The 25,160-nt window shown below is 63.4% G+C and carries 24 protein-coding genes and 1 pseudogene; 13 read left to right on the top strand and 12 right to left on the bottom strand.

What is annotated here, in order from left to right:
* Positions 1 to 21: 21 nt before the first annotated feature.
* From ASD45_RS11845 to ASD45_RS23055, 4 genes and pseudogenes are all read right to left on the bottom strand, one after another.
* Positions 22 to 999 carry an ABC transporter substrate-binding protein gene (locus ASD45_RS11845; RefSeq protein WP_056911663.1) on the bottom strand — a complete coding sequence of 326 codons (978 nt, stop codon included), beginning with the start codon at positions 997 to 999 and terminating at the stop codon, positions 22 to 24.
* A gap of 47 nt (positions 1,000 to 1,046) precedes the next feature.
* Positions 1,047 to 2,051: a tripartite tricarboxylate transporter substrate binding protein gene (locus ASD45_RS11850; RefSeq protein WP_056911664.1), complete on the bottom strand. Its 1,005-nt coding sequence runs from the start codon at positions 2,049 to 2,051 to the stop codon at positions 1,047 to 1,049.
* Between the two features lie 680 nt (positions 2,052 to 2,731).
* Positions 2,732 to 3,268: an HAD family hydrolase gene (locus ASD45_RS11855; protein ID WP_162249416.1), complete on the bottom strand. Its 537-nt coding sequence runs from the start codon at positions 3,266 to 3,268 to the stop codon at positions 2,732 to 2,734.
* Between the two features lie 79 nt (positions 3,269 to 3,347).
* Positions 3,348 to 3,815 (bottom strand): annotated as a pseudogene (locus ASD45_RS23055) (DUF2848 family protein).
* 208 nt (positions 3,816 to 4,023) lie between these two features.
* Between ASD45_RS23055 and ASD45_RS11870 the strand changes: the two are divergent.
* Positions 4,024 to 4,557 (top strand): flavin reductase family protein, encoded by a 534-nt coding sequence (locus tag ASD45_RS11870; protein WP_056911667.1) that lies wholly within the window; start codon positions 4,024 to 4,026, stop codon positions 4,555 to 4,557.
* Positions 4,558 to 4,587: 30 nt separating this feature from the next.
* On the top strand, positions 4,588 to 4,968 hold the full coding sequence (locus ASD45_RS11875) for a hypothetical protein (protein ID WP_056911668.1): 381 nt from the start codon (positions 4,588 to 4,590) through the stop codon (positions 4,966 to 4,968).
* Positions 4,969 to 4,985: 17 nt separating this feature from the next.
* Here the strand turns inward: ASD45_RS11875 and ASD45_RS11880 are convergent, their stop codons facing one another.
* From ASD45_RS11880 to ASD45_RS11890, 3 genes are read right to left on the bottom strand one after another with little or no spacing between them, the layout of a single operon-like run.
* Positions 4,986 to 6,182: an amidohydrolase family protein gene (locus tag ASD45_RS11880; RefSeq protein WP_056911669.1), complete on the bottom strand. Its 1,197-nt coding sequence runs from the start codon at positions 6,180 to 6,182 to the stop codon at positions 4,986 to 4,988.
* A 14-nt stretch (positions 6,183 to 6,196) separates the two neighbouring features.
* On the bottom strand, positions 6,197 to 7,681 hold the full coding sequence (locus ASD45_RS11885; protein WP_056911670.1) for a 4-hydroxyphenylacetate 3-hydroxylase N-terminal domain-containing protein: 1,485 nt from the start codon (positions 7,679 to 7,681) through the stop codon (positions 6,197 to 6,199).
* 51 nt (positions 7,682 to 7,732) lie between these two features.
* A complete protein-coding gene (locus ASD45_RS11890; protein ID WP_056911671.1) occupies positions 7,733 to 8,305 on the bottom strand; it encodes an amino acid synthesis family protein in 573 nt (190 codons plus the stop codon).
* Between the two features lie 221 nt (positions 8,306 to 8,526).
* Between ASD45_RS11890 and ASD45_RS11895 the strand changes: the two genes are divergently transcribed.
* From ASD45_RS11895 to ASD45_RS11935, 9 genes are all read left to right on the top strand, one after another.
* The gene (locus tag ASD45_RS11895) at positions 8,527 to 9,729 is read left to right on the top strand and encodes an ABC transporter substrate-binding protein (RefSeq protein WP_162249417.1); all 1,203 of its coding nucleotides are present in this window, start codon (positions 8,527 to 8,529) and stop codon (positions 9,727 to 9,729) included.
* Positions 9,730 to 9,874: 145 nt separating this feature from the next.
* Positions 9,875 to 10,753: a branched-chain amino acid ABC transporter permease gene (locus tag ASD45_RS11900; RefSeq protein WP_056911673.1), complete on the top strand. Its 879-nt coding sequence runs from the start codon at positions 9,875 to 9,877 to the stop codon at positions 10,751 to 10,753.
* Positions 10,753 to 11,589 carry a branched-chain amino acid ABC transporter permease gene (locus ASD45_RS11905; protein ID WP_056911674.1) on the top strand — a complete coding sequence of 279 codons (837 nt, stop codon included), beginning with the start codon at positions 10,753 to 10,755 and terminating at the stop codon, positions 11,587 to 11,589. The genes ASD45_RS11900 and ASD45_RS11905 overlap by 1 nt, the downstream gene beginning before the upstream one ends.
* Positions 11,586 to 12,335: an ABC transporter ATP-binding protein gene (locus tag ASD45_RS11910; RefSeq protein ID WP_200949666.1), complete on the top strand. Its 750-nt coding sequence runs from the start codon at positions 11,586 to 11,588 to the stop codon at positions 12,333 to 12,335. Before ASD45_RS11905 ends, ASD45_RS11910 begins: the two co-directional genes overlap by 4 nt.
* Positions 12,336 to 12,382: 47 nt before the next feature.
* On the top strand, positions 12,383 to 13,048 hold the full coding sequence (locus ASD45_RS11915; protein WP_244485323.1) for an ABC transporter ATP-binding protein: 666 nt from the start codon (positions 12,383 to 12,385) through the stop codon (positions 13,046 to 13,048).
* 75 nt (positions 13,049 to 13,123) lie between these two features.
* Positions 13,124 to 13,720 carry a MarR family winged helix-turn-helix transcriptional regulator gene (locus tag ASD45_RS11920; RefSeq protein ID WP_156380812.1) on the top strand — a complete coding sequence of 199 codons (597 nt, stop codon included), beginning with the start codon at positions 13,124 to 13,126 and terminating at the stop codon, positions 13,718 to 13,720.
* Positions 13,721 to 14,050: 330 nt separating this feature from the next.
* A complete protein-coding gene (gene speB / locus ASD45_RS11925) occupies positions 14,051 to 15,001 on the top strand; it encodes an agmatinase (protein WP_056911677.1) in 951 nt (316 codons plus the stop codon).
* Positions 15,002 to 15,074: 73 nt separating this feature from the next.
* Positions 15,075 to 15,806 (top strand): phosphoribosyltransferase, encoded by a 732-nt coding sequence (locus ASD45_RS11930; protein ID WP_056911678.1) that lies wholly within the window; start codon positions 15,075 to 15,077, stop codon positions 15,804 to 15,806.
* A 212-nt stretch (positions 15,807 to 16,018) separates the two neighbouring features.
* Positions 16,019 to 17,284, top strand: a complete 1,266-nt coding sequence (locus ASD45_RS11935) for an amidohydrolase/deacetylase family metallohydrolase (RefSeq protein WP_056911679.1) — start codon at positions 16,019 to 16,021, stop codon at positions 17,282 to 17,284.
* Positions 17,285 to 17,306: 22 nt separating this feature from the next.
* Here the strand turns inward: ASD45_RS11935 and ASD45_RS11940 are convergent, their stop codons facing one another.
* Positions 17,307 to 18,455 (bottom strand): DUF1116 domain-containing protein, encoded by a 1,149-nt coding sequence (locus tag ASD45_RS11940; protein ID WP_056911680.1) that lies wholly within the window; start codon positions 18,453 to 18,455, stop codon positions 17,307 to 17,309.
* A 24-nt stretch (positions 18,456 to 18,479) separates the two neighbouring features.
* Here ASD45_RS11940 and ASD45_RS23060 point away from each other — a divergent pair, with 24 nt between their 5' ends.
* Positions 18,480 to 18,875, top strand: a complete 396-nt coding sequence (locus tag ASD45_RS23060) for a Rieske (2Fe-2S) protein (RefSeq protein WP_156380813.1) — start codon at positions 18,480 to 18,482, stop codon at positions 18,873 to 18,875.
* 22 nt (positions 18,876 to 18,897) lie between these two features.
* On the opposite strand, the gene ASD45_RS11950 is transcribed toward ASD45_RS23060, so the two are convergent.
* Genes ASD45_RS11950 through ASD45_RS11965 form a run of 4 tightly spaced genes read right to left on the bottom strand, consistent with a single transcriptional unit; the run spans position 18,898 to position 23,784 of the window.
* Positions 18,898 to 19,407, bottom strand: coding sequence for a MarR family transcriptional regulator (locus tag ASD45_RS11950; RefSeq protein ID WP_056911682.1), 510 nt, complete (start codon positions 19,405 to 19,407; stop codon positions 18,898 to 18,900).
* Between the two features lie 32 nt (positions 19,408 to 19,439).
* On the bottom strand, positions 19,440 to 20,597 hold the full coding sequence (locus tag ASD45_RS11955; protein ID WP_056911683.1) for a 2Fe-2S iron-sulfur cluster-binding protein: 1,158 nt from the start codon (positions 20,595 to 20,597) through the stop codon (positions 19,440 to 19,442).
* Positions 20,594 to 21,415: an FAD binding domain-containing protein gene (locus tag ASD45_RS11960; RefSeq protein WP_280136409.1), complete on the bottom strand. Its 822-nt coding sequence runs from the start codon at positions 21,413 to 21,415 to the stop codon at positions 20,594 to 20,596. The genes ASD45_RS11955 and ASD45_RS11960 overlap by 4 nt, the downstream gene beginning before the upstream one ends.
* Before the next feature lie 5 nt (positions 21,416 to 21,420).
* Entirely contained in the window at positions 21,421 to 23,784 is a 2,364-nt protein-coding gene (locus ASD45_RS11965) for a xanthine dehydrogenase family protein molybdopterin-binding subunit (protein WP_056911685.1), read from the bottom strand.
* A 512-nt stretch (positions 23,785 to 24,296) separates the two neighbouring features.
* Between ASD45_RS11965 and ASD45_RS11970 the strand changes: the two genes are divergently transcribed.
* Positions 24,297 to 25,157 carry a transporter substrate-binding domain-containing protein gene (locus tag ASD45_RS11970; RefSeq protein ID WP_056911686.1) on the top strand — a complete coding sequence of 287 codons (861 nt, stop codon included), beginning with the start codon at positions 24,297 to 24,299 and terminating at the stop codon, positions 25,155 to 25,157.
* Positions 25,158 to 25,160 lie beyond the last annotated feature (3 nt).

A 25,160-nucleotide genomic window follows, 5' to 3' on the forward strand; every position in this document is an offset into this window, starting at 1 on the left:
CGCGTCTCGATTGCAAAGCCGTTATTGAGCCCAGGCCGGCATCAGGGCCTCTTTCCTCACCGGCGGGAAATCGCTAGTGCGCTTGAGGATGTCGATCCAGGTCGTCACGTCCTGGCCCTGCTCCTTCTTGAGATCCTCAACGGTCGTCGAGAAATGGAATTCCGGGATCGGCACGCGATCGAGGATCGGCCCCTTCAGCCCGGTGTAGGAGCTCAGGATGGTCTTCGCCTCTTCGCGATTGGCCTCGATCCATTTCACCGCGTCTTCGAGCGCCGCCGAGAAGGCCAGGATGCGATCCTTGTTGGCGTCGGCCCATTCGCGCTGCGCCAGCAGGATGCCGACATAAGCGCGATCGCCGATCGAGCGGAACGGGTTGCCGAGCGACACGCCGCCGTTGGCGACGGCGCTGGTCGCGAACGGCTCGATCTCCTCGATCGCATCGACGCGGCCCGCCTTCAACAGATCGGGCAGCTGCGGCACGGTGCCGCTGACCCAGCGGATGCGCTTGAAATCGACGCCCTGCTTCTGCAGCCCGTCGAGCAGCGCGAAATGGATGTTGCCGGTGAGCGTCAGCGTGCCGACGGTCTTGCCTTCGAGCTGCTTGAGCGAGGTGATGCCGGATTCCTTGCTCGCGACGATGTCCGAAGTCGGCACCTTGGTGGTGTCGAGCGCCGCGCCCGTCACCACCACGATCGGCAGGCCCTGCCCGGCCGCGGCAATGAGCGCCGGCTGTGTGCCCATCGCGATATCGAACTGCCGGCCGAGCGCCGCGATCGAATCGGAAATCTGCACCTGCGAGATTGTGTACTTCGCCGCGACGTTATGTTTGGCGAACAGGCCCTTCTCCTGCGCCACCACGATCGGCAAGGCCGTGGTGGTGCGCTGGATGGTCACCCGGATCTCATCCTTGGCCTGCGCATGGGCCGGCGTAAGCGACGCCGCCAAGAGCAGAGCCGCGGCGGAGAGGCCGAGCGTCGTGAAACGTTTGTCAAAATACATGGGGCAATTCCTTGTTTCGTCAGAGCAGCCGCGACTCAACGGCCGCGCTACGGTTTGGCGGCGGCCTTGACCGTCGCCGCGATCTCATTCCACTGCGCCACCTGATCGCGAATGAAGCCGTCGAACTCCGAAGGCGTCGTCTTCTGGACGAAGATGCCCATCGGCTCGAGCCGCTTCTGCAGGTCGGGCTTGTCGAGCGCGCGATTGAGCGCGGCGTTGAGCTTCTCGATCACAGGCGCCGGCGTGCCGGCCGGCGCGGCGATGCCGTACCAGGTGCCGCGCTTGAAGCCCGGCAGATCCATGCCCTTCTCCGCGAAGGTCGGAACGTTGGGCGCTTCCTTCAGCCGCTCCTGGCCGATGGCGGCGAGCATCTTCAGCTTGCCTTCCTGGACGAGCCCGACGGCGCTTTGCGGTCCGACAAAGGCGCTCGAAATGCGCCCGGCCAGCAGATCGGTGACCGCCGGCGTCATGCCGCGATACGGCACCATCAGCGGCTTGATCTTGGCGACCTTGGCGAAAGACAGGCCGGCCAGATGCGGCGTGCTGCCGAGACCGGCATTGGCGATCGAAACGCCTTCGCCAGCCTGGCGCGCATTCTGGACGAAGCTGTCGAGATCCTGCGTCTTGCTGTCGGCCGGCACGACCAGCACGAGGGTGGACAGCGTTGTCTGCCCGACCATCTTGAAATCTTTGACCGGGTCGTAGCCGACATTGTCGTGGAAGTGCGACAGCACCACGAACGACATATCCACCGCGACCAGCGTGTAGCCGTCCGGCTTGGCGCGGCCGACGTAGCTGAAGGCAATGGCGCCGCCGGCGCCCGGCTTGTTTTCGACGACGACGGTGCCGTTGATCTCCTTCGACATGCCATCGGCAACCGCGCGGGCGATGACATCGACCGGGCCACCGGCCGCAAAAGGCACAACGAGCGAAATCGGATGATCGGGGAAATCCGCCGCCGCCGCGAGCGCGTAAGATGAGCCGGACCAAAAGCTGAAGACCGCCAGCGAACAGACGCCAAGACGCTTCAACCAGAAACTACCGACTTTCATTTCGCGCTCCAGTTCATGTCCAACGACAGGCAGACGCTCTCCAGATGCGCGCGGGGTGCCGCGCGAGCCCCCGGCAATGGCTGATCAAGAGACCGCCCCGAGAGCCCTTCCGGCTCCCAGGCTACTAAACATATATACAGTAGCTATATTACATAGTTTTATTTTAGAGGCAACCCGGACGGGCGCATCGATTTGTCGCGCGGCGCGACGTCGGATATGCTCGCATTGCAATATAACGTCACGGCTTCTCTTCCTGAGCGCAGGCTTCGCCACGATGGCTGCGCCATTTGCATCTTCGGTGCCAACCGGGCGCGGCGCGTTGCGGCGCCATTTGCACGGCGATCGTGATTGAACCCTGCCGTCGCCAACTCTTGCGGCCGCTTTTATCGGCACGCTGCACGTTCAATGAGCGTTAAGCCGCCGGAACCCGGCACTCTGTGTTCTCCCGAGAAACAGCCGGCGGTTGCGCCGCGCGATGGAACGGCGGCTTTCGCCGTCGCACATGAAGCGCAAGTCCAACGAACAGCAATGTAGATGATCGACGTTCGCTGGCTTCAGGAAATGGCGAGCCGGTCGCCGGCTTGCGCCAGCGAGGGCCACACCAAAGTCGATGACGGAAAGGGATTGTCGGCGGTCGGCGGCACGATACCGAGAAATGGAATGCAGCTGTCGCGGGCCGCCTAGAACTCGGTCATGGAGTCGCCGATGGCCAGCGCCTCGGCCGGCCGACATCCCTCTTCCGACAGGATTTGCTGGAAGCGCTCCCGCTTCGTGGCCGGGGCGCCGCGTACGGTGACGAAATAGCGCGCCAGCGCGCGCTCGCGCACGACCTCGTTCAATTCTCCGTCGGGCGTTCCGGAGATGACATGCATGCGGACCTTGCCGGCGGCGCGGTCGAGCAACTCCAAGGCACCGTCGATGAAGGCGCAACGCAGGACACCTTCGAACACGATGTCGAAGTAGCGCCGGCACAGCGCATCGACACTTGCGGCATCGCCGGAACGGCCGAAGATCTCACGCTCGTAGTATTCGAACTTGACGCGCCTCGTGATGCCGCCGTGATATTCGGCGTGCCTGATGATGGCGCTCACCTTGTCGGCGTCTTCGTTGGCGTAAACCTGCGGATAGGCTCGCAGCTTCAAGCCCGCGGAATCGAGGATCACGCCATCGAAATCGAAGATAATCACCTTCGGCGGACGGGGCAGGCCTGGTGTCATCGCATTCGCCAACGCTTCGGCTGCCATCCTACCGCGTGCCCCGAACGCTCGACGAGGTCGCGACCCTCCGCAAACACAACTACATTACAACCGGCAGCGCAACGATATCGTAGGCGTGACCGATGCGGCGGCCGAGCACGGGATCCTCGATTTCCATCTCGAAGCGCGACGCCGGGCGAATGCCGCCGATGGCGCCGACCGTGCCGCAGAACATTGCCGAGCCGTTCCTGAGCGCGGTCGAGCCATCGTAGCGCGCCAGCAAATCCGCCGGCGTGCGCATGTTGATGAGCGAGCCCTCCTGGTAGAGCACACGCTCGCCGCCGATCGTTGCATGCGCGCGAATGATAAGTTTGTCCTAATGCGGCGTGAGCTCGGCAAGCGGCCACACATCCTCGCCAATCACCTTGCCGCAGATCTGCTTCGACAGCGCAATGCCGAGCGTCTCGAGCTTGCGGTCGGTGTGATCGGAGCCGACCCCGAGCCACATCGCCCCGTCGAACGACAGCACCACGGGCTCGACCTCGCCGGAGCTGTCGCCGCCGAGCACTTGAAGCCGCGTCGTGCGTCCTTGGTGTCACGGCCGGTCCAGCCGGCGACGATCAGGGTGTCGAGTGCGGCCGCGATCGGCGCGCCGCCGGGCCGCTTGAAGTTGAAAACGGGCAAGAGCACATCTCCTTCGGTCTCAATATTTCCTCGGTGACATAGCTAACTTTAGAAGGTAATAATCGCACAAAGCAAGCCGGATTGGACCTGCGATGAGCTTCGACGATCGCCGATTCCGCGACGCACTAGGCGCCTTCCCGACCGGCGTCGCCGTCATCACCGCCGTCACGACCGCGGGCGAGCGCCTCGGCATGACGGTGAGTTCTTTCAACTCCGTCTCGCTGACGCCGCCTCTCATTCTCTTTAGCGTCGTCCGCCGCGCCCACAGCTTTGCCGCCTGGATGCAGGTCACCCGCTACGCCGTCAACATCCTGTCGCAGGACCAGGAGAAAATATCCAACCGCTTCGCGCGGCCGCTGGCGGACAAATGGAGCGGACTGGTGGTGATCGATGGCGAGACCGGCGTCCCGCTGCTGCCGAATGCGCTGGCGAGCTTTGAATGCGAGTCTCACACCCATGTCGAAGGCGGCGACCACGTGATCTTTCTCGGCCGCGTCACTGCGCTGCGCACGACACCCCTGCGGCAGTCGCAACCGCTGATCTTCTATGGCGGACGCTATCGCCGGCTCGATACCGGCTTCCGGGATGAGCCGCCGCGCGATGCCCACATTTTCGAGGGCTGGTAGCCCTTCCCGCTCACGTCAAAGGAGACCGGCATGGCCGTCAACAAGGAGCACAAGGAATTCCACGCGGTCGATATGTCCACGGGGTGGGAAACGCCGCCGGGTTATCCGGCCGGCATCCAGCAGAAAATTCTCTCCGGCGCGCTCGATGAGCCGAACAAGCGCGGCACGCGCTCGCGGCTGCTGCGCTTCGCGCCGGGCGTCTACACCACCGCGCCTTTCGTCCACGACTACTGGGAAGAAGTGTATCTCGTGTCCGGCGATCTCACCGTCGGCAACGACGCACAGGGTCAGGGCGGCACACCGTTTGCGCCGAACACCTATGCCTGCCGCCCGCCGGGCGCCTATCACGGCCCGTTCAAGTCGAACGGCGGCTGCCTGCTGTTCGAACTGCACTTTTACGATCCAGTGTAATCCTGATCGAACGCGGCCTAGTGCGTCGGCGCGGCGAAATCCTGCATCACCGATGACCGCACCACCCGCGCCTTGCGGGTGGTCGCGGGCGTGTTGCGGCTACGGCCGACGAAACGCGGCACGCCAGCCGTGACGACGCCACCGATGGCGGCAATGTCGCCATGCTTGATCGCCGCCAGCGCGATCTGCTGCGTGCCACCGTCGGGCGCGTCCAGCAGCACAATGTCGGCCGCCTTGCCGGCGGCGAGATAGCCGGAATCGAGGCCGTAAATGCGGGCATTGCTGCCCGAGGCAGCGCAGACAAAACGCTCCGGCTCCATATCGGTGAGGCTCGCGCAATGCGCGATGGTGTAGAGCATCCCGAGCGGCATGATGCCGGAACCAGTTGGTGTATCGGTTGCGATAATGAAACGATCGAAGGCGTCCAGCTCATCGGCAAGCTTTGCGCATAACAACGTGGTCCGCAGATTGCCGGCCGTGCAGACCTGCAAGGCGATCTCGCTTTCCTTGATGACGCGCTCGAAGTGCGAATCCGGCATCGCCGTCGGCCCGCCATTGATGTGGAACGAGACGTGAGGGTGAAACGACAGAAGATGATCGCCGGTGATGGCGCCCGAACCGGGGATCGACGAACCGCCGGTGTGGCAGGTCGTGATCATGCCGGCATCCTTCGCCGCCTTGACCAAAGGGCCGTAATCGTAGGCGGTCTTCACGGCGCCGAAGCCGGCCTTGGCGAGCTTGACGCCTTTGCTGAAGAGTTCGGTGAAATCTCCGGGCACGAGCCCCGGCTCGAGAATGACCGAGCCTGCGATGACGCGCATGCCGCCGGGCCGGTAGGTTTCGAAGCAGCGCTGCGCCGCCAGCGCCAGCGCTTTCACGCCTTCCGGATCGCGCGGGCGGCCCGGCACATGCACCTCGGAAGCGCTGATGCAGGTGGTGGTGCCGCCGTGCAGATAGCTCTCGAGATAGCCGACGGTGCGTTGGCGCGGCGTATAGTCGCCAAAGGTAATGTGGACGTGGGAGTCGATCAGGCCGGGAATCGCGGTCATGCCGTCAGCGTCGATGACAACGTCCGCAGCTTCGACTGCCGCGGAGGATGCGGTGCCGACACTGACGATCTTCTCGCCGTCGGTGATGATGCTATCACCGGCAACAAAAGGCGACCGCCATTCGCCGGAAACAATCTGGCCGAGATTGACGATCGCGACTTTCATCGGTCCTTCGCCTGTCAGCTGGCTGCCTCGACGCGCTTCAATTCGTCGTCGAGCTCGTAGGACGACAGAAGTTTTTCGACAAGACCCGTCGCGCCGTTCCAATCATAGGTCCGCATGCTATGGCCGCAAGTGACGAACCGCGCGCCGGCATAGAACATTTCGTACTGGGTGTGCCGCGAGCCGAACTCTGACCCGATGGCATCCCACGCCGCCTTCATGAATTTGACCTTGTGTTCGGAATCCATGGTTGCCGAGCGCTGGGTCTTCTCAATGATCTTGGCCATCTCCGGATTGCCGAAATCGGCGATCGAGGAAGGCAGCATGATCAGTGCGCCGCCGGCAAGGTCGCGGATGGTGTTGATCACCTTCGGATAGAGATCCTGGGTGATGACCTGTGCCGAGTACATGAAGTGCCGGTTCGGCACCCAGTAGCCGCCACGCATCTCGCCGGACGCTTCCATGCCGGACAGCATCGAATTGACCATGCCGGCCTGCGCGGCCAGCAGGCCGAGCTGCTCCGACACGCTTGGAATTTTCGTGGTGCCGATCGCCTCGGTGATCGAGCGCGCCAGACCGACGAGGAAAGCGATCTTCACCGACAGGCGAATCTGCGCCTGGTAGTTCTGGTAGGCGTGACCTGGCGTATCGTGAAATTGGGCACGGCAGGCGTCGGTGTCGCGGTGAATAAAGACGCGATCCCACGGTACCTTGACGTCCTCGAAATAGATCAGGGCGTCGTTCTCGTCGAACTGTGACGAGATCGGATTGTCGAACTTCGACACGGCGTGAGCTTCGTAGGACTTGCGCGACAGAACGCGGATGCCCTTGGTATTCATCGGCAGCGCGCAGCAGAACGCGAGATCTTCCTCGCCCGGCTTGAGCGGCTGCAGATTGGCGACGAATACCTCGTTGGCCATGATCGAGGACGTGCCCAGCATCTTGGCGCCGCGGATCGTGATGCCGGTCGAATCCTCGTCGACGATGCGCGCCACGAGATCCTCGGCCTGCTCGCCCCAGCCTTTGGCGCGCTCGGCCTGCGGGTTGATGATCACGTAGGTCAGGAACAGGTCGTTCTGCGTCGCGTAATCGACATAGGCCTCGAAAGCCTTGGCGCGTTCCTCGCTGTGTTTACGGAAAACCTCGATGCCCATGCGCTGTCCGATCAGCGCCGAGGCCAGGTGGTCGGGCGAACGGCCGAGGAAACCGCCGGATAGCGCCGACCAGGCCTGCAGCGCTTTGCGCCGCTGCACCATCTCCTCGTAGTTCCGGGGCATCTGCCAGCCGCGGTTGACGCGGCGGTTCGAGCCTTCCGGCCGGAACGTCATCATTTCGAGATTTTCGGGCCTCGACTGGAAGTCGTACAGGTTGGCCGCCGCGCGCACCGCGTTACGGAAGGCTGGATGCTCCGTCACGTCGCCAGCCAGCTTGCCGTCGATATAGACGGTGCGGCCGTCCTTCAAAGACTTGATGTGATCCGCTCCGGTCTTGCAATCGCTCATGACCTGCTCCGTTGAACCGTTTTTGCGAGCCGCCTCGTCTCGGCGGCGCCCTCAGGTGAGACCGTCGATTCCCTTGATGTCGGCAGCCGCCAGCCCGCCAACCCGGGCATTGACGCGACCGCGTGTCGCATAGGCGCAGATGACCGCGATCTCGTCCGGCGCCGGTCCGTCCGCCACGGTGATGCTGATGCCGTCGTAATGCGAGCGCACATAGAGTGCATCTTTATGCGCGAGGGGAATGTCGATGCTGGCGCCGGGCGCCGCACGCTTGGTGAAGGATGAAATCCAGGCCACACCGCCGCCGGCGGCCTCGCGCATGACGTTGCCGAACACGGTGGTGAGCATGGCATTGCCGTGCTCCTGCTCGCCGGCGATGCCGACGATGGCCGCCTTGCCGTAGCTCACCGGTTTGTGCGGTGCGAGCAAAGAAACAGCGATGGCGCAAATCTCGCGGCCGACCGCTTCGCTCTCTTTCGTCAGCAGCGACAGGTCTTCCACATATTTGCCGGCAAAGGGATTTTGCACGATGGCCACCGCGGCGGATTTACGCAGCACGGGCTCGGCCGCGCGGCCGCTCGCCTCGCGGATCTCATCGAAAAAAGTGAGGATTCGCTTGATCTTCATGGTCCGCCCTCTTCCGCCGGCTGAGTATTTATCGAGCAACCTGTCACGATAATTGCCTAACTAACTAAGCTTTTCAAGTTCGCTTTCTGATGCTAGCCTTTTTCTCGGGCGTGGCATGAAAATCGCATCATCCCAGCAACGCCGGATGCAGATCTGAAGCGAAGCACCGCGCCGACCTTTGCGGGCGAGAACGTCACATCGGAGGAGAGGACATGTTGGAAATGCGTAAATTGATCATCGGCGGTCTGATGACTGCCGCGCTGATGTCGGGCGCGCAGGTCGCGCAGGCGCAGAACACAATCAACATCGGCGCTATCGTGCCGAGCAGCGGCCCGTTCGCCGAATGGGGCCGCGCCAACACGGTGACGCTGAAGATGCTCGAGAAGGAGGTCAACGATGCCGGCGGCGTCAACGGCGCCAAGCTCAACATCGTCATCCTCGACGACGCGGCGAAGCCGGCGCAGGCGGCCAACAACATGCGCAAGCTCGCAGGCGACGACAAAGTCCTCGCCGTTGCCGGTCCGCTGACCAGCAGCGCCTGTGAAGTCACCTTCCCCGTCGCCAACGAACTGAAGACGGTGTCGACATCGCAGGCTTCTTCGAAGCCGGGCGTCGCCAAGGCGAACAGGCCGTGGGCCTTCCGCAACACGATCGACGAGGGCATCCTCGCCAAAACGTCGGTGCCGTACTTCAAGAAAACATTCGACGCCAAGTCGGTGGCGATCATCTATGACGCCAAGGACGCGGTCTCGACCTCGATCGCGACCAAGATCATGCCCCAGGTGTTCGCCGACGCGGGCATCAAGGTGATCAACGGCGATTCGCCGATCTCGTTCAACACTGGCGACCTCGACGTCAGCGCCCAGGTCACCAAGCTCAAGAGCATGAGCCCGGACGGCATCGTCATCGGTGCCGACTACAGCCAGGCGATCACCGTGCTGCGCGAAATGAAGCGCCAGGGGCTGACCAAGCCGGTCATCGGCGGCACGCCGCTCATCTCATCGGCCATCCTCAAGGCGGCGCCGGAAATCCCGGTGGTCGCGCCGGCGACCTTCTACGCCACCATGACCACGCCGAAGGCCAAGAAGTTCGTCGCCGACCTGCAGCCGCTGATGCGGGCGACGGCGGGCCTGCCGAAGGACATCGAGCCGAGCATGTATGACGCCAACATCTACGAGACCGTCAGCATGTACATTGACGCGGTCAAGAAGACCGGCGTCACCGGCAAGCCGGATAGCCTGGAAGCCGACCGCACCAAGATCCGCGACTACATGGCGAACCTGAAGGGCTACGAAGGCTTCAGCGGCCCGATCCACTTCGGAGAGGACGGCGACGCCATCAAGAACTTCTTCATCGTGCAGGGCCAGAACGGCGCCTGGGAAACCAAGGTCACCGGTTGCTCCGCGGCCGGCGGGAGCTGCTGAAGACACTCGTGAATGGCGCGTTCGGGCTCCCCTCGCCCGGGCGCGCCCTTTATCTTTGCCCGAACTTGCCTGCGTCATCTCTGCAGGACGGCGCCGCGCGGAAAGTTCTGAAACGCGACTCTGCCACACGGATCGGTAGGCAATCATGTTGTTGCAGCAACTGGTGAATGGCCTGACGCTGGGAGCTGTCTATACGCTCGTTGCACTGTCCTTCTCGCTGGTCATGGGCATTCTGTCGGTGCTCAACATCGCCATCGGGGAACTGTTCATGCTCGGCGGCTATCTCGGCTTTGCCATCATCGCCCGCGGACTGCCGCTGCCCCTGGCGATGGCCGTCGCCATGCTGGGCGCCTGCGTCGTTGCGGTGATCATTCAGAAGATCGCCTATGAGCCGCTGCGCGACGCACCGCTGATCACGCCGATGCTGTCGACGCTCGGCTTCTCCATCATCCTGCAGAATGTCGTCACGAACGTATGGGGCTCCGACCCGCTTCAGCTTCCCTCGGAGATGTTCGACGGCGATTTCCAGATCGGCCCGGTCCGTATCGGCGTCATGCAGATCGTCGTCATCGGCGTCACGATTATTCTCGTCGGCGCCGTCGCCTACCTGGTGCAGCGCACCCCGGCCGGACGCGCCCTGCGCGCGATCGCGGAGAACCGCGATGTCGCGCGGCTGCTCGGCGTCTCGGTGAGCAAGACGACGTTCCTCGCCTTTGCCATATCCGGGCTGCTGGCCGGCGCCGCCGGCGTGCTGATCAGCCTGCACTACGCGGCGATCACGCCGTATATCGGCGTCGATATCGGACTCAAGGCCATCGCCGTCATGGTGATCGGCGGCACCACGCGCGTCTGGGGCGCCTTGCTCGCCGGGCCGCTCATCGGCATCGCCGAAGTCCTCACCATCGCCTACGGCGGTTCGCAGATCCGCGATCTGGTCGTCTACGGTCTGATGATCCTCATCCTTCTCTTGCGTCCGCAGGGCCTGCTCGGCGGGGCGCGTTCCGACGTCGGGCAGCGCGTGTGATGTCGACCTATTACGCCGGCCTGTTCGCCGATATCGGCATCCTCTTTCTCGGCGCGATGAGCGTCTACATCATCCTGGCGACCGGGCAGCTCTCGCTCGGCAATGCCGGTTTCATGGGCATCGGCGCCTACCTCGCCTCCTTCCTCACCGTCGAACTGCAGTGGCCGTTGACCGCGGCGCTGATCGCGGCCGCGCTGGCCGCGGCGCTGATCGGCGTCGTCGTCGGCTTCCCGGCGCTGCGGCTCAAGGGCATATATCTTGCGATCGCCACGCTCGGCTTCGGCGAGATGGTGCGCAGCTTCCTCCTGAATTTCGACCGCATGGGCGGCTCGGGCGGCTTCCACGGCATGAAGCACGTGTCGCTGGCAACCATCTGGCTGTGGGCTGGCGGCATCCTCGTCCTGATCGTGCTGCTCGAGCGCTCGCGGCTATGGCTGCACATGCGCGCGGTGCACGACGATGAGATCGCGGCCAATCTGGTCGGCCTCGATACCACCGCGACCAAGGTCGGCGCCTTCGGCTTTGGTGCAGCGGTCGCGGCGATCAGCGGCGGCCTGTTCGCCCATCACTATGTTTACATCGAGCCCGGCAATTTCGGCTTCGAGCGTTCGATCGATTTCGTGCTCGCCGTCATTCTCGGCGGCTCGACGGTCGGGCCGGGCGCGCTGATCGGCGCCGGCCTGCTGGTGCTGCTGCCCGAATGGCTGCGCTTCCTCGCCGACTGGCGGCTGGCGGCGTTCGGCGTGCTGCTGGTGCTGGTGCTGCTCACGCGGCGCCAGGGCATTCTCGACAAGCCGCTGCTCGACCGGCTCACCTTCGGGGGGTTGCGCGCATGACCGTGCTTGCTCTCAACGGCGTCGGCAAGAGGTTCGGCGGCATCCAGGCCCTCACCGACGTATCGCTGGAGGTGCCGGCAGGCCGCATTGTCGGCGTCATCGGCCCCAACGGCGCCGGCAAGACCACCTTGTTCAACGTCATCACCGGCGCCTACCGCGCCAGCAGCGGCGACGTGCTGCTCGCCGGCAACAACATCACGCAATGGCCGTCGCACCGCATCATGCAGTCCGGCATCGCGCGGACCTTCCAGAACATCCGGCTGTTCGCCAGCATGACGGTCTGGGAGCATCTGCTCGTCGCGCAGCCGCGCGCCGGCGGGCTGTGGCGCAGCGTCATGCCGATCGGCTGGGCGGACGCCGAAGCGCGGACCCGCGCCGAAGATGCCTTGGTCTTTTTCGGCCTCGAACAATATCGCGACGTCATCGCGCGCACGCTGCCCTACGGCATCCAGCGCAAGGTCGAGATGGCACGGGCGCTGACCGCGCAACCCAAGCTTCTGTTGCTCGACGAGCCGGTGGCCGGCATGAATGCCGAGGAAGCGGACGAGCTGCGCGCGCTGTTTCACGGTCTCAATGCTAGGGGACTGTCGATCCTGCTGATCGAGCACGACATGCCTTTCGTCATGAGCCTCTGTCATCAGCTCTATGTGCTCAATTTCGGCGTCCTGATTGCCGAAGGCACGCCGGACGCCGTGCGCAACGATCCCGTCGTCCTCGACGCCTATCTCGGCACGGAGGCGGCCTGATGCTGAAGGTCCGCGGCCTTGAAGTCTTCTACGGCCCGATCCGGGCAGTGCGCGGCATCGATCTCGATATCGAAGCTGGCGAGATCATCGCGCTGATCGGCGCCAATGGTGCCGGCAAGACCACGACCGTGCGCGCCATCGCCGGGCTCACTCCCTACAAGGGGTCGATCAGCTATGACGGTAAGACGCTGCCGCCGAACAGCGCCGAACTGAATCTTCGCGCCGGCCTGGCGATGGTCCCGGAAGGCCGGGGCATCCTCGGGCGCATGACGGTCGAAGACAATCTCAACATGGGCACCTACTGCCGCAAGGATCATGCGGCGGCGGCAAGAGACATCGCGGAGATGTTCGAGCGCTTCCCGATCCTGAAGGAGCGACGCCAGTCGCTGGCCAACCTGCTGAGCGGCGGCGAACAGCAGATGCTGGCCATCGCCCGCGCGCTGCTGAGCCGGCCGCGCCTGCTCCTGCTGGACGAGCCCTCGCTCGGTCTCGCGCCGAAAACGACGACCGCCGTGTTTGAGTTGATCTCATCGCTGCGCCGCGACGGCCTCACCGTCCTGCTCGTCGAGCAGAAGGCACGCCAGACCCTCAAAATCGCCGACCGCGCCTATCTCCTGGAAACCGGCCGCGTGGTAATGTCCGGGCCGGCTCAAGACCTTGCAAACGATTCGCTCATGTCGCAAGCATTCCTGGGAGGAGCGACGGCCCTCTGATGAGGCTTCCCGTACCCCTCTGATACCTTTCCATCACGTGGCAAGCCTTGCCGGGTTCGCCGACAGAAAAGTCCGATGACAGTCTCCGCACGAAAACGCTCTGCCGGCGCCACCGCCCCTTCCGTCCGCAAGAGCGGCAAGCGCGGGGAGATGCCGCTGACGATATCGCGGCCGGAACTGATCATCAACGGCAGCGACCGCGACTTCCGCGAACTCGTCCATAACCTGTTCGGTTTTTTCGCCCTGCACGAGCGGCTGCGCAGCGGCCACGGTAAATACATCGGGCTCGGCGGCGTCGAATACACCGTTCTGATTTCGATCGGTCACCTGGCGCGTGACGGCGACGTCAACGTCAAGACGGTCGCCGATCATCTGCACTTGTCCGGCGCATTCATCACGGCGACGACGAACCGGCTCTTGAAGATGGGCTACATCCACAAGACCGTCGATACGGCCGACCGCCGGCGCGTCACGCTGACCGTATCAAGCAAGGGCCGCGCGGCGCTCGAATCGCTGGCGCCGGTGCAAAGCCGTCTGAACGACATCGAATTCGCCGCATTGAGCCGGCAAGAGTTCCTGATGTTGAATGACCTGTTGAAGCGAATGATCGCCGACAGCCATCGTGCGGTGGCGTTGCAGGATTATTATTTGGCCGGTGGCGAAGAGGCGTAACGCTCACCGCTGCCATTGCACCTAGCGCCGCCCGTCCCGGCGGATATGCAATTGAAAATACTCTTTTGATATCTGGCTTTTAGCGAGGAAGCACGTTGCCGTGCGCCCGCGCCAAGATCTTCGCGCCGAACGGTTCCGACTCCGGGGGTCGCCGAACGCGACGCAGAACCACCAAATCCGCGCGGTTGGCCGAGCCGATAAGTGCCGGCCGCGGCGAGCGATCGAGGTGACAGCCGGCTTCCGGAAAACACACGGTACGATTTTTGCTTCAAATTCAGAGACGCGGTTTCTGACATCGACGGTGCCGCGGGCAGTCATAGGGTTTGAACGATGAGTCACGGCTACGAGAGCGGGCGCCTGGATCTGCCTTTTGTGGGATTTTGCACGTTCGGGAAATATCCGATTTGCCAGGACTGGGACGCTATCGACGCCGATGTCGCGGTATTGGGCGCGCCTTACGATTTCGGAACGCAATGGCGCGCCGGAGCGCGCTTCGGGCCGCGCGCGATCCGCGATGCGTCGACGCTTTTCGCGTTCGGCCACTCCGGCGCCTACGATCACGAAAACGATGTCGTCTACCTGCCGGCCGACAAGACCCGCATCGTCGACATTGGCGACGCCGATATCGTCCACACCGACACGATCGGAAGCCATCGCGCAATCGAGCACGGCGTACGAAAGATTCTCTCGGCAAGGGCCATTCCGGTCGTGCTCGGCGGCGACCACTCGATCAATATTCCCTGCATCAACGCTTTCGACGATCAGGGACCGATCCACATTATCCAGTTCGATGCTCATCTCGACTTCGTTGATGAACGCCATGGCGTGCGATACGGACACGGCAATCCGATGCGGCGGGCCGCCGAGAAATCCTATGTTACCGGCCTTACGCAACTCGGCATCCGAAACGTGTCCTCAACCGCGCGCGAAGGCTACGATGACGCACGGCGGATGGGTTCGGAGATTCTCAGCGTCCGCCAGATCCGCAAGCTTGGCGCCGAGGCCGTCCTTGCGCGCATTCCTGCCGGAAAGCGATATTACGTGACAATCGATATCGACGGTTTCGATCCGTCAATCGCGCCCGGGACCGGAACGCCAAGCCACGGCGGCTTCACCTACTACGAAGTATTGGAATTGCTGGAAGGCATTGTCCAGCGGGGCACCATTGTCGGCGTTGATCTCGTCGAGGTTGCCCCGGACTACGATCATACAGGATCAACCGCCATTCTCGCTGCCCAGATCCTGCTTAACCTGCTCGGCAGGATGCTTCATCGCCCTTAGTGCGGCCTTCGATCGTGACCTTATCGTTTGGCACAGAACCTGGACGATCCAGCCTCTTAGCTGGAGGTGAATTATGACCTCGAGTGCAGACAGCGTCTTTACCGAGGCGACAACTGACTATTGGCAAACTCTGACATCGGAGGTTCCTCCCCGGTTCTCGACAACTCGGCCTTATCGTTTCGGCTATCCGGTCCGGCTTCCGTGCGGGCGCTTTCTCGTTCTGCCGCTGCGCCGCTTGCCGGGCGGAGATCGCGCCGTTGCGTCCCTCATCGCCAATCAAGCATCGCACGTCGTCGTCGCCGCGCTTGCCGAACACATGAGCGCGCAGGCGAAAGCCTTCGGCGCCGATGTCATCGTCGGCCTGCCTACGCTCGGCCTCGCCTTTGCCTCACTGGTGGCCGATCGCCTCGGTCATTCGCGCTATGTGCCGCTCGGCTATTCGCGCAAGTTTTGGTACGACGATGCGTTGTCGGAACCGGTCACCTCAATCACCAGCCCGGGCACGGGCAAATCATTGCGGCTGGACCCAAACCTCCTGCCCTTGATCAAGGGCAGGCGCGTAGCGTTGGTTGACGATGCCATTTCCACGGGCGCGACAGCAGTCGCAGCCGTGCGTCTGTTGCAGGCGGCCGGAGCCGAGATTGCCGGCATGGTCGTCGCAATGAAGCAGAGTAACCGCTGGGAGAAACCGGTCGACGCGCTCGCAACCCCGTTGGTCGTTCGCGCCGTCTATGGCTGTCCGCTCTTCAAGCTGAGCGATGAGGGATGGTGGCCCATCGTCGAGACGCAGCCCGCAATTCCATAGTGCGGGAGCGAAGACGCCCCGGCTTCCGCGCGGATCGACGCGATCGCGCAACCATTCAAAGGCGCGCTGTTGTCGCAAAGGGACGCTCCCGCCTTGCCGCAATTTTGCGCAGGGACGCCCTTTATTTCGACATGCGAGGCCGACCATTTTGTCGGTATACTGACGATTATTCCGCTTCGCCAAACACCGGTCCTGCCGCAAAGGTTCTGGCCATGAACACCGCGCCGCTTTCCTTCGATACCCTTCTTTCCGGTGGAACGGTCATCGACCCGGTCACGGGAGTGAACGGTCGCTATGACGTCGCCATCATCGGCGGGAAGATTGCCGCCATCGAGCCCGATCTTTCGCGGAGGCCGGCGCGCGAAACGATCGACGTCACGGGAAAGCTGGTCATCGCCGGGATGATCGACACGCATGCCCATGTATATGAGCACGTAACCGGCAAGTTCGGCCTTAACCCCGACATGGTCGGCGTGCGTTCGGGCGTCACCACGCTGATCGACCAGGGCGGTCCGAGCTGCATGACCATCGGCGGCTTCCGCAATTACCTGGTCAACACGGCGGAAAGCCGCCTGCTCTGCTTTATCTCGTGCTACCTCGTCGGCGGCCTTGAAGGACATCTATACCCGGACCTTTATGGCCCGAATGGCGTCAACGTCGAGCACACGGTTCGCGTCGCCAAGGAAAATCTCGACATCGTGCGCGGCATCAAGGCCCATGCCGAGATCGGCGGCCAATCACGCTGGGGCCTGGAGGTCATCAAGACCGGGCGCAACATCGCCGACCAAACCGGTCTGCCGCTGTATATCCATTTGGGCCAACTGTGGCCCAGCCTCGAAGAAGGCCCCGTGCCGGACGCCGATGAACTCATCCGCGAACTGGTGCCGATCATGAAGCCCGGCGATGTGCTGGCGCATCCGTTCACCCGTCACCCCGGCGGCTTCGTCTCCAAGGAAGGCGAGGTACATCCGATCGTATTCGAAGCGATCGAGCGCGGCGTGCGGGTCGATGTCGGTCATGGATCGCATTTCAGCTTCGAAGTTGCCAAGCGGGTACTCGATGCCGGCGTGCGGCCGTTTACGCTCGGCGCCGACCTGCACGGCTACAATGTCCGAATTCCGTCGGCGACCGACGCCGGCGAGCGCGAGTCAAACCCGTTCTTCGGCATCGCCCCGTTCAGCCTGACCATCGCCATGACGGAACTGCTGGCACTCGGCATGACGATCGAGGAGATCGTCGCCACGGTGACCTCCAACCCGGCGATCATGGTGCGGATGCAGGATCAGATCGGCGCGCTCAAAGTCGGCCGCGATGCCGACGTCAGCGTGCTGGAAATTCTCGACGGCAAGTTCAAGCTGTCCGACAATAGCGGCGTCGAGGTGGTGTCGGACAAGCTCATTCGACCCGTGTTCTGCCTGCGCGACGGCGTGCGGCACGACAGCAACTCGCCCCTGATCCCGGACGCCATCGCAGCTTGAGCCGACGGCTTGGCCGGCGCGTCTAGCGGCCGGTCGGCCACGGCGAAATACCGCGTCCGACGAGCCCGGCCTCGCCGTCGGCATCGACCGCGGCGAGCATGACGCCACGCGCGGGACCCGTCGCATCGATATCGAGGCCGAGCTTAAGGTCGAGCGGGAATGCAGGATGAGAGCCGATGAACGCGGTACTGGCGGTTGCGTCGAAATAGCTTTCCGGCACATGACCGCGCAAAACCGCGATCATAACCGGCGCATGGCGCAAGGCCGCCGCGCCGAACCCGCAGGCATCGATCACCGCGCTATCGCCGATCGCCGGCAGAAAGCGGCGGCCGGTCGTATGCGGAAAGTGCGGACCGACGGGAGCTGCTGCGGCCGCGGTCTGCCAGATGCCGCACGCGCTTGCGAGCTGCCAACCGAAACGGATCCCGTTGCCGCCTGTTGCCGTGACCAGACGGCTTCCTTCGACGCCGTCGCCGGCGGCAATCATGACGGCGCACGCCGCCATGATGACATTGAGGACGAACTGGTTCGCCAGCGAAAGATAATCGTCCGCCTCACCCGACAGCCGCGGGGCGAGCACGTCGGCCAATGCGGAATTCGCCGCCGACACCCGGCCATGCAAGTCATCCCCGCCGACAAGCCCCGCCTTCATGATCGGCAGAACTGGAACGGCGTCCCGCAAGGCGTCACCCAAAGCCTGACCGATCCGCGCGAGCAGAGCCAGCCGCGCGAACTGTCCTTCGTGGCGCGCTCCGAAACGCAGCGCCCCAGGCGGCGGACCGTCATTGACGGGGGTATAGCGTGGCGACACGTGACCAGCCGCGTCAGACACGCAAAGAGCCGGCATCGACGGCGACACCACGAATGCGAGCGGCGTTACGACGGCATGATCTTGCGCCGGCGCCAACCGGATGTCGCCGGACGTGATCGCCCTTCGCGCCGCCGTGAAATCCCCAGCCCAGCCTTCGAATTGAGCCGCCGCCGCCGCGCTGTTGAGGACTGGAGCCGGAATAGCTTCGCCTTTGTGGAACGGCGGACCGGCGTGCAATAGCGTCTTGTCCGGCAGAGCGACAAACGAGCCAAGCGCCGCGCAACCTTCAAGCTGCGGCACGGCCGCCAACAGGCGCTCGAAGGATGCGTGCGTTGCACGATCGGACGAAAACGAGTTCATCGGCTTGTTCTAAAGGAAGCAGAATTGACCACGACCACCCCTCCCTATCGGCCTCGCTTCGTCGCGGTTGCCAGGCGCGACGCACTCCGGGACGGCGGCTTTCTTCGCGTCATGCTCGAAAGCCATGCGCTCGTGCTGGCGCGCCGCGGCGATGCCGTTTACGCCTTTCAAGGCACCTGCCCGCACGAAAAGGCCGATTTGTCTCATGGCCGCATTGAAGATGACCGGCTGATATGTCCGCGTCATCTGGCCTCTTTTTCGCTCAGCGACGGCGCGGTCTCCGCTGGCTGGAAAAATGTCCCGGCGCTGAAGCTTTATCCGGCCCGTATCCAGGACGATGACATCGCGGTTGATGCGACCGCCGTCGAAAGCAATCCGCCCGGCGGAAGCCGCAAGATTTGGGATCTCAGCAACCGTTGACGCCGGAGCCAGGCCGACCATGTCAGCGCAAGCCCATCGGGGTGCGACTGACGTCGTTGTTATACTCGACCAGATGGGCAAGATCGCGCATGAACCGGGCGCGTGCCGTCGGGCTCAGCGCCGCCAAGGTCCGCTCATGCGCGCGTGCGGCGCCGGCGTCGATACGCAGCAGCAGGGCCCGGCCGGTCTCGGTCAGAGACACGACCTTCATCCGCTTGTCGCGCGGCGACATCCGACGCTTGACCATCCGCTGACGCTCGAGACGGGCGAGCACATCCGCCACATTGGTGGTGTCCAAGCCGACAGCGCTCGACAGCGCGATCTGTTCCGCGGTCCCCATATGCTCAAGCGCCGTCAGGATGCTGTATTGCACGGGCGTGATGCTCTCAGCCGCGCATTCTTCCATGAACAGAGCAACGTGGATCTGGTGCAAGCGGCGAATCAGGAACCCGGGCCGCGCCTGCAACGGCTTGCCGTGCCAATCCTCGCCAGTCGATTCAACACGGCGTTTCTCTTTGCTATTTTGCAGCATGATGTCTCATTGCTCGAGCCGTCAGCGCCCCGCTATGTCCGGTCATTGAAAAACAGCCGGCGCAACATCGCAAGCAACGTCCCCAGAACCAACCCGCCGCCTCCGACCGGGGCCGACGCGATGACAGTCTCGCCCTCGCTCGCAAGCGCCAGATTTTTCGCAAAGTCGCCCAGCAAGACGTCCACCACATGAGTAACAACGGCAGGCCGCCCGAACTGCGCCAGCGGTCCGCTCAACTTATAGGTCATGTCGATGTCGAGCTTTGAGCCCTGATTTCCCGCCGCCAACGCTCTGAATTCAATGACGCCATCGGCGCGCGAACGGCTGATGCCGTCGCCGCCGGCGCCGCGGACCGTGCCGCTGCATGAGGCCACATCGTAGCTGACCTGCGCCGCTCCGGTAAAACGCGCCCGCATCGGTCCGATGGCCACCGCGAATGCGCCGAGAACGGAGCCGTCCTCCCTGACTTCCTCAATGCTCGCGCCGGGCAGGCATTTCGCAACGGTGTCGATATCGTGCAGGGTCGTCCACAACCGGTCTACCGGCACCGGCACGAAAACTGCGCGCGACAGCGTGATGCCGCCATCAATGCGGGCCGGCAACGGAATTAGACCGGTCGATCGACCCCGGTGTCCGTCATCGGTGTCGATCTTTGCCGCCACATTCCATCCGGTCGTTGTCACCTGAGCCGATCGCGCGCTCCGCTTCGTAGTAACGGTTCTGGCATGCGGACCATGGGCCAGGACGTCGCGGATAGCCGCGACGATGCCGACATAACCGGTGCAGCGGCACAGATTTCCGGAGAGTTCTTCGCGAACGCGCGCCTCGTCCGCGTTCGGCAATCGCGTCACAATGTCATAGGCAGTCGCCAGCATACCCGGCGTGCAATAGCCGCATTGCAAAGCGTGATGGCGACTGAAGGCATGGCGCAGGAGGTCCATGACGGGATCGTCATCGAAGGATTCCACCGTGCGTACATCCGCGCCAGAACAGGCGACCGCAAAACTGAGGCAGGAGCGGACCGGCCTGCCGTCAACGATCATTGTGCATGCGCCGCAGACGCCGTGTTCGCAGCCTAGATGCGTACCGGTCAGATTGAGGCTCTCCCGCACGAAATCGGCAAGGTGAGTGCGTGGCGCGACATCCGCAGTTACTTCGGTGCCGTTGACGCGCAGGGTGACAGCGTTCATGACCCTCCTCCCGGCTTCCCATCGGAAGTCGCCAGCGCTATCGCGCGCCGCAACGCCGCGATGTGCAACGTCCGCGCTTCATCGGACAGATGCGGGGCGGCTTGTGTGACTACGTCGGCAAGCGATCGCCGTCCCTGCAAAATCGCCAACGGATCGTCCAGCAGCACAGGCGGCCGCTCAATCGCGCCCAACAGAATGCGCGTCTCCCGCCGTTCCGGATCCCGTAAGACGGCAGCGCTGGCCTTGGCGAAATCGCCAGCCTTGAGGCAGAATTTCCAGTAGCTCCATCGCGCCGTGGCGCGGCGCTTGAGCACACGCACACCGGCAACCACCTCGTCATGCGCGAGCACGGTCGCGAACGGTCCGGTGAAAAAGTCGCATAGCGCCACGGTCCGCACTGCGCTACCGCGCGCCACAACGACATGCGCGCCAAGCGCGGTCAAGACATTGACCCAGTCGGCCGCCGGATCCGCATGGACCAGGCTGCCGGCAATGGTGCCGCGGTTACGTACCGCGCGATAGGCGATCCGGCGCGCGACGGCCGCAAGCCATCCCGGCGTTGCGTCCGGCACGTCGCCGTCTTCGATTTCGGCATGGGTCACGGCGCCACCGTAAAAAATGGCATCGCCCTCGTCGCGCGCGGTTCGCATATCGCTTGCGCGCGACACATCGACCAGAGCGGACGGCCGAGCCAGACGCAAATTCAGCATCGGGCCGAGGGACTGGCCGCCGGCGATCGGCTTGGCGTCGTCAGCCACCTGCGCCAGCAGCGCGCTCGCGGCAGCCGAACTGGCCGCGGCGGCATATTCGAAACGCACGGGTTTCAAGCGGCCTGCTCCGACTTTTCGCGCGCCTGCGCGAATTTCGCGAGTAGCCGGCCGGGCGTGATTGGCAAGGTGTCGACCTCGACGCCGAGAAACGCCAAGGCGTCGTTGACTGCGTTGGCAATCGCTGCCGGCGGGCCAATCGCGCCGCCTTCCCCAATGCCCTTCTGACCAAAGCGGCTGATCGGCGACGGAAACTCCATATGCTCGACCGCGAAAGCCGGGATTTCACAGGCCCCGGGCAGATGATAGTCGGCAAAAGTCGCCGCCATGGGCTGGCCGCTTTCGTCGTAACGCATTTCCTCGTAGAGCGCGGTGCCGATGCCCTGCGCCGCACCGCCATAAATTTGGCCGTCCACGACCATGGGGTTGATCAAAACGCCGCCATCCTCGACGATTTTGTAGTCCAGGATTTCGACCGAACCGAGCTCCGGATCGACCGCGACTACGGCGGCATGGCAGGCGTAAGAGAAGGTGCCGGTGTCGCGCTGCGTCTTGTAGCCCTGCGTCACCTCAAGCCCGGCCGGATCGACATCAGCCGGGAGATCCTGCGGGCGACGGTACCAAATGGTGCCGATGTCCCTGATCGAGATTTCGCCGGCAGCAGCTCGGGCCATGCCGTCCGCAAGGACCACCGAGTCGGGATCGGCTTGCAGCAGATGGCCGGCGATCTTCCGAATGCGTCCGGCCAGAACATCGCAGGCCGCCGCGACGGCGCCGCCAGCCATGACGGCGCAACGCGAACCCCAGGTGCCGGTCGAATACGGCGTCAACGCCGTATCCCCATGGACGACCTTGACCCTGCGCGGCGCAACGCCAAGGACCTCGTTGGCGATCTGCGCCAGCGTCGTCTCCAGGCTCTGACCGTGACTTTGCACCCCGACACGCAATTCCAGGCCACCGTCCGGCGTCAACCTTGCCGTCGCCTGCTCGAAGCCCGGCACCATGGGGATGCCCCACCCTGAATAGACCGACGTGCCGTGGGCACCTTGCTCACAAAAGATCGCGAACCCGACGCCGATCTTGCGGCCATCCGCTTCGCCGGCAGCCTGACGCGCTCGAATGGCCGGCAGATCAATCGACGCCACAGCGCGGTCGAGACATTCGACGTAGTCGCCGCTGTCGAAAATCTTCTTCGTAATATTGACGAAAGGCATCTGCTCCGGCCTGACCAGATTCTGGCGGCGGATCGTCTCCGGCGGAAGGTTCAATTCGCGCGCGATGGAGTCGAGCAGAACTTCAAGCGCGAAGCACACGCCGGTGCGCGCAACACCGCGGAATGGCAGGATCGGCGGCTTGTTTGATGCAATCGACCAGGTGCGACACCGGTAGCCGGGAAACTGATATGGTCCCGGCAAGATACTGGCGACCTGGGCTGCCTCGAGACACGCGGAAAACGGATAGGCGGAATAAGCGCCTGAATCGACAATGGCGTCGCAATCGATCGCCAGCAAGCGGCCGTCGGCGGCGGCATAGCCCGTGATCTCGTAGTGATGTTCACGGCAGTTCGCGTTTCCCGTCAGGTGTTCGCGCCGGTCTTCGATCCAGCGCATCGGCAGTCTGAGCGTCATGGCCAGATACGCGAGACATACCTCCTCCGACAGCAGGATGCCCTTGTAACCAAATCCGCCGCCGACATCGGGGGCGACGACCCGTATCATGCCCTGATCGATACCGAGACATTCGGCTAGACCGTTGCGCACGATATGCGGCATCTGGGTCGACGTACAAACGACGAGTTGCTCCGCCGAATTGTCCCAGTAAGCCACCACGCCGCGGCCTTCCATGGGCGCCATGCTCTGGCGGGCGGTGCGAAATGTGCGCTTTACAACCACCGCCGCATCCCGCACGGCCGCATCGAAATTGGTGTCGACCGAAGTCTCCAGAAATACGTTTTCCGGCCAGTCTTCATGGACGAGCGGTGCGCCGGGGTCGCGGGCGCGCGTCATTTCGCTCACGGCCGGCAACTCATCGAGATCGAGCGACACCATTTCGGCGATGTCTTCGGCTTCGGCGCGGGACGCCGCAACACAGGCGGCGAGCGGCTCGCCGACATGACGTACCTTCTCCCACGCCAGCACCGGTTGCACCGAGCTCCGGAATCCCGGCAATCCGGAATCGGCCTTTATCCCCTGAACGCCTTTCAGGTCGGCCATTACGAATATCGCGGACTCGTGCGCTGGCGGCTTGCCGACCGAACGTATGCGCGCATGGGCGAGCGGACTGCGCACGAACGCAACGTCCAGCATGCCGGGAAGCCGAATATCGGCAATGAACCGGCCACGGCCCCGCAGATAGCGATCGTCCTCCAACCGGAGAACGGATGAGCCGACGCCTTCAAGACTCTTGGTTACGTCGCGCATCGAGCCGATGCTCCATCTTTCCGAGGCATCTCTCACTGCGATTACAGACGACCCTGTCGGCCTACGCCTCGAGCCCACGCTATCCGCGACCAGGTTCGCAAGTGTTGTGCCAAACCTTGGTGCCGCGTAATCGCGCTAAGCCGCTTCTTCGAGGCTCAACGGTGTTGTGGCTGCATACAATACGTGCACGGCGCGGCGAGCATTTGGGCATTCGTCCTTATACTGATGATTGCCGTACTGACGATTTCGCTGGCTGATCGAAATCAGGTCCGACGCAACCTCGAGCCGACGCCGCGGCGTACCGATTTCGCCTGCAAATCGGGCCGGCAGGCGCCAAGCAGCAACGGCCCCCTGGCCACTGGCATACCGCTTGCAAGCCTGATCGCCGACTGGGGTTTCGACGGCGGAGGCCGGGACCATCGGGCGTCCGGTCGCAAGTCACGCCAAGCTTATGCTCATGGCCAGATGTTCATGGCTCATCGCAGAGGGCTTGGCCAACCAACGAGGCACCCATGACCGCTTCCGCATTCTTCCGCTCGAGCCGCAGCGCGGCGCTTCAGCGGATGCCCATCGTCGCCATCGCAGCGCTGGCGCTGGCCGGCATCAGTCTGACTGTCAACGCCGTCCCGGCGCGAGCCGAAGGTCTCAAAGACATCACGGCACGTGGCTTCGCCACCGCCGTGACCGAAGACGACTTCAAGCCGTTTGAATTCATGGAGGATGGCGTCTCCAAGGGCTACGATAACGACCTCCTGGCCGAAGTCAGGAAGCACGTTCCCTTCAAGATCAATCAGCAGATCCTGCCATGGTCCGGCATTCTGCCTGGCGTCACGACCGGCAAATACGATATCGCCGTGACCGCGGTTCTGGTCACCGAAGTCCGCAAACCGACCTTCGAGTTCTCGAGCCCTGTCGCACAATCGACGACGTTCTATGCCACCAAGGCCGGCGCCAAGATCACCGATCTCAACGGCAAGACCGTGGGTGCGCAAGCCGGCTCTGCCATGCTCGCCGAACTCAAGGTGTTCGACACAGAGCTCAAGGCCAAGGGCGGCGCCGGTCTCAAGAAGATCGTCGAATACCCCTCGAACCCGGAAGCCTACCAGGATCTCGCGCTCGGCCGCACCGACGCGGTTGTGAATACCGAGATCAACCTGCGCTCTCTGCTGAAGGAAAAGCCGGGCGTGTTCGAACTCGGAACAGCGGTGTCAAAGCCGGTCTACATCGCTTGGGCGATGCAGAAGGGCAATGCCGAATTCGCCAAGGTGATCGACGATGCCATTCTGGCCGTGCGCAAGAGCGGCAAGATGTATGAGCTGCAGGAGAAGTGGTTCGGCGTCGCTTTCAAGGACATGGCCGAGACGGTCAAGTAAGAT

It is taken from the genome of Pseudolabrys sp. Root1462 (assembly GCF_001426945.1).
In the GTDB taxonomy this organism is placed as follows: domain Bacteria; phylum Pseudomonadota; class Alphaproteobacteria; order Rhizobiales; family Xanthobacteraceae; genus Pseudolabrys.

Excerpts from the sequence above, each read along its gene's own strand:
- ASD45_RS11845 (WP_056911663.1), bottom strand. The coding sequence starts at position 999 with ATGTATTTTGACAAACGTTTCACGACGCTCGGCCTCTCCGCCGCGGCT.
- speB (WP_056911677.1), top strand. The coding sequence starts at position 14,051 with ATGAGTCACGGCTACGAGAGCGGGCGCCTGGATCTGCCTTTTGTGGGA.
- ASD45_RS11905 (WP_056911674.1), top strand. The coding sequence starts at position 10,753 with ATGTCGACCTATTACGCCGGCCTGTTCGCCGATATCGGCATCCTCTTT.
- ASD45_RS11955 (WP_056911683.1), bottom strand. The coding sequence starts at position 20,597 with ATGAACGCTGTCACCCTGCGCGTCAACGGCACCGAAGTAACTGCGGAT.
- ASD45_RS11920 (WP_156380812.1), top strand. The coding sequence starts at position 13,124 with ATGACAGTCTCCGCACGAAAACGCTCTGCCGGCGCCACCGCCCCTTCC.
- ASD45_RS11940 (WP_056911680.1), bottom strand. The coding sequence starts at position 18,455 with ATGAACTCGTTTTCGTCCGATCGTGCAACGCACGCATCCTTCGAGCGC.
- ASD45_RS11880 (WP_056911669.1), bottom strand. The coding sequence starts at position 6,182 with ATGAAAGTCGCGATCGTCAATCTCGGCCAGATTGTTTCCGGCGAATGG.
- ASD45_RS11885 (WP_056911670.1), bottom strand. The coding sequence starts at position 7,681 with ATGAGCGATTGCAAGACCGGAGCGGATCACATCAAGTCTTTGAAGGAC.
- ASD45_RS11890 (WP_056911671.1), bottom strand. The coding sequence starts at position 8,305 with ATGAAGATCAAGCGAATCCTCACTTTTTTCGATGAGATCCGCGAGGCG.
- ASD45_RS11870 (WP_056911667.1), top strand. The coding sequence starts at position 4,024 with ATGAGCTTCGACGATCGCCGATTCCGCGACGCACTAGGCGCCTTCCCG.
- ASD45_RS11910 (WP_200949666.1), top strand. The coding sequence starts at position 11,586 with ATGACCGTGCTTGCTCTCAACGGCGTCGGCAAGAGGTTCGGCGGCATC.
- ASD45_RS11970 (WP_056911686.1), top strand. The coding sequence starts at position 24,297 with ATGACCGCTTCCGCATTCTTCCGCTCGAGCCGCAGCGCGGCGCTTCAG.
- ASD45_RS11965 (WP_056911685.1), bottom strand. The coding sequence starts at position 23,784 with ATGCGCGACGTAACCAAGAGTCTTGAAGGCGTCGGCTCATCCGTTCTC.
- ASD45_RS11930 (WP_056911678.1), top strand. The coding sequence starts at position 15,075 with ATGACCTCGAGTGCAGACAGCGTCTTTACCGAGGCGACAACTGACTAT.
- ASD45_RS11900 (WP_056911673.1), top strand. The coding sequence starts at position 9,875 with ATGTTGTTGCAGCAACTGGTGAATGGCCTGACGCTGGGAGCTGTCTAT.
- ASD45_RS11950 (WP_056911682.1), bottom strand. The coding sequence starts at position 19,407 with ATGCTGCAAAATAGCAAAGAGAAACGCCGTGTTGAATCGACTGGCGAG.
- ASD45_RS11875 (WP_056911668.1), top strand. The coding sequence starts at position 4,588 with ATGGCCGTCAACAAGGAGCACAAGGAATTCCACGCGGTCGATATGTCC.
- ASD45_RS11935 (WP_056911679.1), top strand. The coding sequence starts at position 16,019 with ATGAACACCGCGCCGCTTTCCTTCGATACCCTTCTTTCCGGTGGAACG.
- ASD45_RS11855 (WP_162249416.1), bottom strand. The coding sequence starts at position 3,268 with ATGACACCAGGCCTGCCCCGTCCGCCGAAGGTGATTATCTTCGATTTC.
- ASD45_RS11895 (WP_162249417.1), top strand. The coding sequence starts at position 8,527 with ATGCGTAAATTGATCATCGGCGGTCTGATGACTGCCGCGCTGATGTCG.
- ASD45_RS11850 (WP_056911664.1), bottom strand. The coding sequence starts at position 2,051 with ATGAAAGTCGGTAGTTTCTGGTTGAAGCGTCTTGGCGTCTGTTCGCTG.